This is a genomic window from Streptomyces sp. NPDC101776, assembly GCF_044766845.1.
In the GTDB taxonomy this organism is placed as follows: domain Bacteria; phylum Actinomycetota; class Actinomycetes; order Streptomycetales; family Streptomycetaceae; genus Streptomyces.
On record NZ_JBIWMV010000021.1, the window covers coordinates 193,036 to 199,955 of the forward strand.

6 protein-coding genes and 1 pseudogene are annotated in these 6,920 nt (G+C 57.2%); 3 read left to right on the forward strand and 4 right to left on the reverse strand.

Annotated features, from left to right (window positions below; translation table 11 throughout):
- Window positions 1–80: 80 nt before the first annotated feature.
- Both ACIRRY_RS42400 and ACIRRY_RS42405 read left to right on the forward strand, forming a co-directional pair.
- Window positions 81–674 carry a hypothetical protein gene (locus tag ACIRRY_RS42400; protein WP_403984055.1) on the forward strand — a complete coding sequence of 198 codons (594 nt, stop codon included), beginning with the start codon at window positions 81–83 and terminating at the stop codon, window positions 672–674.
- Window positions 652–1,557: a zeta toxin family protein gene (locus ACIRRY_RS42405; protein WP_403984057.1), complete on the forward strand. Its 906-nt coding sequence runs from the start codon at window positions 652–654 to the stop codon at window positions 1,555–1,557. The genes ACIRRY_RS42400 and ACIRRY_RS42405 overlap by 23 nt, the downstream gene beginning before the upstream one ends.
- A 145-nt stretch (window positions 1,558–1,702) precedes the next feature.
- Here the strand turns inward: ACIRRY_RS42405 and ACIRRY_RS42410 are convergent, their stop codons facing one another.
- The 3 genes from ACIRRY_RS42410 to ACIRRY_RS42420 all read right to left on the reverse strand — a co-directional run bounded on the left by ACIRRY_RS42410 (window position 1,703) and on the right by ACIRRY_RS42420 (window position 4,495).
- Window positions 1,703–2,647, reverse strand: coding sequence for a restriction endonuclease (locus tag ACIRRY_RS42410; protein WP_403984059.1), 945 nt, complete (start codon window positions 2,645–2,647; stop codon window positions 1,703–1,705).
- A gap of 91 nt (window positions 2,648–2,738) precedes the next feature.
- Window positions 2,739–3,950 (reverse strand): hypothetical protein, encoded by a 1,212-nt coding sequence (locus ACIRRY_RS42415; RefSeq protein WP_403984061.1) that lies wholly within the window; start codon window positions 3,948–3,950, stop codon window positions 2,739–2,741.
- Window positions 3,947–4,495, reverse strand: coding sequence for a DUF4365 domain-containing protein (locus ACIRRY_RS42420; RefSeq protein ID WP_403984063.1), 549 nt, complete (start codon window positions 4,493–4,495; stop codon window positions 3,947–3,949). Before ACIRRY_RS42420 ends, ACIRRY_RS42415 begins: the two co-directional genes overlap by 4 nt.
- Window positions 4,496–4,824: 329 nt before the next feature.
- Between ACIRRY_RS42420 and ACIRRY_RS42425 the strand changes: the two genes are divergently transcribed.
- Window positions 4,825–5,739 (forward strand): phosphotransferase enzyme family protein, encoded by a 915-nt coding sequence (locus tag ACIRRY_RS42425; RefSeq protein WP_403984065.1) that lies wholly within the window; start codon window positions 4,825–4,827, stop codon window positions 5,737–5,739.
- Between the two features lie 3 nt (window positions 5,740–5,742).
- Here the strand turns inward: ACIRRY_RS42425 and ACIRRY_RS42430 are convergent.
- Window positions 5,743–6,828, reverse strand: a pseudogene (locus ACIRRY_RS42430) (sporulation protein); the annotation flags it as partial.
- Window positions 6,829–6,920 lie beyond the last annotated feature (92 nt).

The window sequence follows — 6,920 nt, forward strand, 5'->3', positions numbered from 1 at the left end:
TTACCCTTACATGTAGTGGTGCAGCGTGCGTTGAGCCTGTCGGTCTCCGCACTTCCCGCGCGTTGTAGAACGGAATGCTCATGGAAGTCGATCCTGAAAGCCTAAGAGGAAAAGAAGCGATCGACCGGAACAGTGAAGAAATCGGTTGGGTCGACAGGGTGATTGCAAGTGAGGACGGCAACGCCCAGTGGGTTTTCATACGAACTAATGACGAACATGAGAATGCTGTGCCAGCTGAAAAAGCACTGGTTAGGCAAGGCCTTGTAGAGGTAGCACTGGACAAGGATATTGTGACTCACTCACCCGCTGTGGAGGCTACAGGCGATCTGACCCATGCGGAAGAAGTCCGACTCGGTCAGTATTATGGAATGTCAATGGACGGGGAATCTTTTCAGACGCCGCTTGACGTGGCAAACGCCTACGCAGAAGGGTTGATTGACCGAGAGGATACTGCTAAGAGACTAGCCAGATGGCCCTATCGGCCACACGTTCGTGATGACTCTGGCATTCTAGATGATCCGCCGGTCTGGAATAAAGGAACGATTCACGATCTTGAGATTGCTCTCACTCTGGGATTGATCGACATGGATATATATGGGCATGTTCTCGAACTCATGTCGATATCTGGTACATCAAGGGATGGGGCGACTCATGACAGGTCGCATAGATGTTAACGCTGCACGCCGCTATAGGCAGCTAGAGGCCGCATTGCGTGCAGGGCACCTTAGGCAGAACTCGCCATACGCCACCGTTAATAATCCGGCATGGTTCGCGTGGGTCGAAAACGAGCCGATAGCACTCCCACAGAGACGGCTGGTCCAGAATGAGATCGTGGCCCGAGAATTGCAGCAGTCGGACTTGATAGACCGTTCAAGAGTTGCGATTGTTACGGCCGGCCCACCTGGTGCGGGAAAGTCACACATCGAGAATGACGTGAGAGACCGGCTGAACCCGGGTGGTACTTGGCGTGTTGTTGACCCCGACAAGTTTAAGAGTTTGCTTCTTCGGCAAGCCATCGAAGATGGGAGCTACTCATCTCTTATTCCCCCTGGGCTGGAAACTGCGCATCCCCTCGAATTGGCGCCACTAGTCCATGAGGAGTCAAGTGCACTGGCTTCGCAGATTCGCGAATTCTCGATTAGGCAAGGTGAGAGTGTAGTGATTGATGGAACTCTCAAAGGGAGAGAGAAGGCCGAGCGGCTGGTTTCCTATCTTGTTGAAAGCGACTATCTAGTACATCTTGTCGATGTCGAGACGACGCGAGTTATATCCCTCAAGCGTGTATTCAAGCGTTGGTATGCTGGCTACAGGGCAGCTATGATGTCTGTCTCCTCAGGTGCTCCTAGGTCAGCCGTCATGGGCGGGAGATGGGTTCCTTCGAGTTTTGTAAGGGAGCTATTCCAGGTTGGCCACACCTCTATCTGCGAACAAGTTGTTGAGGATGTTTGCCTGATCCATGATGATGTGAAAGTGCAGCTAGAGCGATGGCGAACAAATCATGAAGATTCCGACCCGGTTAAGGAATTTGGCGATTTCCGAAGGCCGGTCAACATATAACCATTCTCAAGTTTCCGCTGGCAACCATGATGCGAATGCCGACAACGGAAATGAGTGTCTTGGGTGGTCCTGCCGTCTCGGGGTGCGCTCATTTAAGGCTCTATTTTGTGGCGGATATTCGAGAAAGCCACCTCGGCGTAGATCGCTATCTCTGTAGATATCCTCTAATCTCGGCCAGTGAAGCCTCAACGGCGGTCTTTAGATTTATGTCATCTGTAGAACCCCGCCACTTAACGATCCGGACGCCGCCACTTTCACTCTCAATAAATTTCACGTCGGCATACTCTTCAGGTGTCCCCGCCGCAACAACAAGCAGGGGGACGAAGCGTCGAGCACCATATCGCTTTAGGATGTAGTCGACATTTTCAGTCCCCAACGAGAATGGCTTCAACGCGATGGCGATTTGCTCTTCTTCCTCGGGCTGTTCTGTAGGGCGGATAGTCAGATTGAGGTCAATGCCGTCATCTATACTACTCTTCCATGTAATCCCCTCAGGGAATAGGGACAAGAGTTTTGCCGAGAGGGGATGGTAGTAGGTTTCTACGTAAGCCATCCTGAAACGGGAAGCATGCGCCCGTGAGGGGTTTAGTGCGAAAGTGACTTGGAATTCTGCATCATTCTTTCGCTGTTTGGCGAGTGCGATCCGAGATAGGAATTCCCCTCGGCCCTCAATGAGCTTTCGAAGATTGGGTCGCTCCCAATGCTTAATTCGGAACGGCGGTCGATTATTTAGTTGGTATGCGTTGAGATAGTCTTTGCAGGGATTCGATAGATGGTTGCTCGCAATCACCAGCGCAACGTCTGCCCGTTCCGCAGAGACCCAGCTGAGTAGCCCTGATACCTTTTCAGGTGGAACTCCTTGCTTGTAATGTTTGCAGTCGATGAACCACTTTTCAACGTAGTGTGAGCCGTCAAACTCCTCGATTTGCCGCTCTGCAACGATGTCTCGGCCGCGATCCGACGGACTGGCATTGAACCCGGTCCCCTTACGCCAATCGACGTTTACAAACCCGAGCTCCTCAAGGAGCGCGAAGCAGAACTCCTCGAACTCAACATCTGTCATGTCGTCATACGGCATCTCTTCAAGCATTGAGCCAGGCTAACGGATATCCCTTCCGTTTGGTAGTTGTCTGCGAATCCGCCTTTTGTCTGAGTCGCATCCGGCGACGAACTGCTGCTGTTTAGAACAAAGGCTCTTGCTCTCCGGGAGTTACTGGCTCACCGGAAGTTGCCGGCCTAATTTGCACGAGTTCCAAGATCTCTGGATCGTAGAGCCAAAAATAACGACCCTCCACCTCTTGGCGCCCAGAGATTCTGAGGGCCAGGTTATTCCTATGCGCATCTACTGCCAAGTCATAGTCCTCTACTTTAAGGCGGACCCGCATTTTATTGCCCCTCGAACCGCTGAAGACATCAAGGCGAACGACTCCGGGTTCTCCCGGCTTCGGGCGTTCAAGTTGAGTCACCGCTCCAAGCACAGTCACATACTCCGCCGCAGCAGTGGCTGCAAACACATTGCCAGCTGTTTCTAGAGCCGAATAGTCGGATGGCGAAAACTCAAGCTTGTGCCTCTGAACGGGTGCACCACTGAAGAGATCGTCAGCCGAGTTTAGCTCTACCTCAATTTCCGCACCCTCGGAATCTCTGATTAGAGAACGCACAGCTTGAGTTAGCTCATAGCAGAAACCGCGTCTGACGTTTTCAATGAAGCCATATGTAGACCCTGATGCATTGAAGTGGTCTACTGATTCACGGGCGGCCGAAAGGGCGTCTACCATGCCTAGGGTGATCTCGCGGCCTGTATGGCGCCCAACCAAAGGAATTGTTTCACCAGGGTTTACTTTGCGCTCTGTGTAAACCTCTTCGGGAGGTACGTACGCAGTAATCACGTAGCTGCCCACCTCTGTTTGACCCATGAGGACGGAGTCGAGGAAGGACTTGGCGATGAAGGAATTAGCGTTCCCGAAGTACGCGGCTTTCGACTTACGTGTCTTAGCCCCTACTGCCATGGATTTCTGTGCGCCGGCATGTAGGTCCTCGCCAGCGCTCCATGGAATGGTCCCTCTGTGACCCTGCGTTTCCTTGTGAAACTTAACTTCGTCGCCTAGGGAGTGTACCGTAGCGGCACGTTCCAGAATTGACCGAATCCTGGCATCCCCAATTTTCCATGCTTGCGCAACGGCTTGACTCAATAGTTCAAAATAGTCGTCGGTCTCTGTGTCCCTAGGGAGGAGAAGCCCTCTAACCTGCTCGCCATTCTGTGTGATGGGGCGCCAGCGGCTATATAGGTCTTCCTGCCCCCCGTACTTTTGCCACCCATTGCTCTGGAGTGCCAGGGCTAACTGCCGGTCAGTGAGGTGGTGAGCGATCTCCTCGAAGTCCGGGGCGGTCACGGAGTCCCGCCTTTCCCTATTCGCTCCATGATTCCGCAAAGCGCCTTATCATCAAAAATGCGCGCAGTGGGAACCCTGACGGCCGTGTAGTCCTCTCCAGACGGTTCAACTCCGGTAACGCTGCGCCAGTAAGCACAGTGGCGCAGCTTGAATATATCGTGAGTGGCTTCTACCCAAGCAGCAATATCCTCGGGGACAATCATTGCCACCAAGATGCGGTGAACGGTCACCTTCTTGCGAGCGAGAAGTTTGAGTCGATTATTGGATAAGTTGACGGATATGAATCCGTTAGCCGGGTTGGGTCCGGATGTCCAGGTGCTCTTGAGCTGTATCTTGAGATCGATCTGGCAGTCCGCTTCGTGCAGTTCCGACGCGTGGCTCATCACCCAGTCGATCCCATCGTCGGGCTCAGGCTTCGCCATCGTGCACCCGGCAGCAGCAGCCACCGCTCTCAGGTAACTGTCTTGGAGCATCTCCATGCGCTGCTTCTTGGGGAGGTCGCCTCTCAAGGGTGCAGCGGGTAGCGCGTCGTCGACGTCAAGCATGCATCCCCCCAATGCGGTGTCGCGTTGATCACATGCTACGTCGGAGGAATGCCCAACGGTAGGGCCTCAGCAAGTGACGCCTGGACTTTCGGAGTCGCCTCGTTCACCCCAGCTGTCATGGCGCCCCGTGTTGTCACCTGGGGGGAAGAGCGCCAGGACATCGTCGACTTTGGTGGCGCTCGTTCCGTTCGACATGGGCCTTGAGACACGTGCCATCGTTTCGTGGCACTTTCCCCGCTACGGTCAGAGTCGTGTCTGGCGCATATCGGGTTGGTCACCCGTAGACGTGTGCCGGTTGATCGCGCGCGACTAGGGGAGCTGGTACGGGCATGGCGGTTGACGCTGCTCGATCGGAAGAGGCGTTCACGTCGGCAAGGGCTACGCGGGTGATGGCTGCTGCGTGCCGGGCCGCAGGGCTCGATGACACAGGCGCGGAGCTGATCCGCCTCGGAGAGAACGCGCTGTTTCGGCTGACTTCTGTGCCGGTGATCGCGCGCGTGGCTCGGGGGGAAGAGTGGTTGTCTACGGCTCGCACTGAAGTGGCCGTGTCGCGGTGGCTGGCCGGAGAGGGGTTCCCGTCTGCTCGGATCATCGAGGATCTGGAGCAGCCGTTCTTGATCGACGGCCACCCCGTGACCTTTTGGCATCTGATCCTTGAGGGTGACCGCAAGGCGACGTATGGCGAGTTGGGCGGGGTCCTGCGGGATCTCCACTCGCTGACCGTGCCGGAGGGTCTTGTGTTGCCGGTGTTCGACCCCTTTGACAAGCAAGCGTTGAGGCTGGACCGGGCGGTGATCCCGGACGATGACAAGGTCTTCTTGCGGAAGCGGTGGCAGGAACTTCAATACAAGTACGCCGAGTTGAGGTTCGAGACACCCAAGGGGCCGGTGCATGGGGATGCTCATGTGCAGAACCTCATGGTCGACGATCAGGGGCGCGTGATCCTGATCGACTTCGAGGCCTTCTGCTACGACCACCCGGAGTGGGATCTGATGGTCACGTCTGTGGAGCACTACAGCCTTGGGTGGCAGACCGATGAGCAGTACGCCGAGTTCGTGGGCGCGTACGGGCGTGACCTGTATGACTGGGACGGGTACGAGACGCTGCGGGGCATTCAAGAGTTCGGTATGACGACGTGGCTGATGCAGAACGTGCAGGAGGACGAGGGGACGGCGGCCGAGTACCGCCGGCGTATCGCTGGTCTGCGCGATGACGATGGGCCTCGGGACTGGCGGCCCTGGTAGCGGCTACTCGTCGTCCTCGTCCAGGCGGTTGAGCGCGTCGCGCACCTTCTCGTTGAAGGCGGCCACGGTGGGGTTCGTGGCGTGCACGCTGACTTCGGTCTGGAAGTCGGTGACGTAGCGCTGGAAGCGGTTGGACTGGAGGGAATCGCCGCCGTCGACTGCGAGGCTCGCGGTGGTGACGGCGGCTTCCAACTCGCCGTTGAGGAGCTGGCTTTGGGCGAGCACCATGCGGCAGAAGCCCAGGGTGCGGGCGTACTTGGGGTCGGTGCTGTCCACGGCACGCTGGGCCTGGGCGACAGAGTCTCGGCGCATCTTGAGGTCGCGGAAACAGTGGCAGAGTTCGCCCATGAGTTCTGCTTCGTCGAAGTAGCCAAGCCATGACGGGTCGTCGGCTGTGTGGGCGCGTCCGAAGTGGCGCTCGGCCTCCTTCATCGCGCGGGCTGCCGCGATTGCGTCGTTCGCGTTGGACAGGGCGCGGGCTTCCATCGCCGAGTAATTCGACATGGCGCGTGGGGTGGCCCGGCCTTTGGCGCTCTCGACTGCGGCGCGGGCAAGCTGGATGGCTTGGGTGTGGTTGCCCAGGTAGTTGGCCTGGTGGCTGAGGTTGCCGAGGATGCGGGCGCCGAACATGCGGTCGTCGATGACCTGGGACAGGCGCAGTGTTGAGGTCAGGTAGCGGTGGGCGAGTCGGTGGTTGCCGACGTCGTACGCGGTCCACGCGAGCAACTGGGAGATCTCGGCGGCGGCGCCGAATAACGAGGTGCCGACCTTCTCGCTGTAGCTCGCGTTCAGCAGCGGCAACACGTCTTCGCGGAAGTAGTGGCGGAGTGCCTTGTGGCCGTGGCCTCCGCCGTACTTGAAGTCGAGTTGCATGAACAGCCCGGCTGCTTCTCTGATCGCACGGACGTCGCGCATGCCGACGCGTCGGTGATCGGGTCTGTCGGCCTGGATGCCGTCGGGGCGCGCGATCATCCATGACAGGACGGCGGAGTTGAGGTCGGCGTCCGCGACGGCCAGTGAGTCCGAAGCGGGGGCGTCGGCATGCTCGTGGGTGAGCCCGTCGAGCACAGACAGGACGTCGGGAACTGAAGCTCCCCCTTTGACCTGGACAGCTTGATACTGGGACGGATGGTCCCGGAGGAAGCAGTCATAGGTAGTGAGTAGCAAGAGCAACATGAGTA

Excerpts from the sequence above, each read along its gene's own strand:
- ACIRRY_RS42410 (WP_403984059.1), bottom strand. The coding sequence starts at position 2,647 with ATGCTTGAAGAGATGCCGTATGACGACATGACAGATGTTGAGTTCGAG.
- ACIRRY_RS42420 (WP_403984063.1), bottom strand. The coding sequence starts at position 4,495 with ATGCTTGACGTCGACGACGCGCTACCCGCTGCACCCTTGAGAGGCGAC.
- ACIRRY_RS42425 (WP_403984065.1), top strand. The coding sequence starts at position 4,825 with ATGGCGGTTGACGCTGCTCGATCGGAAGAGGCGTTCACGTCGGCAAGG.
- ACIRRY_RS42405 (WP_403984057.1), top strand. The coding sequence starts at position 652 with ATGACAGGTCGCATAGATGTTAACGCTGCACGCCGCTATAGGCAGCTA.
- ACIRRY_RS42400 (WP_403984055.1), top strand. The coding sequence starts at position 81 with ATGGAAGTCGATCCTGAAAGCCTAAGAGGAAAAGAAGCGATCGACCGG.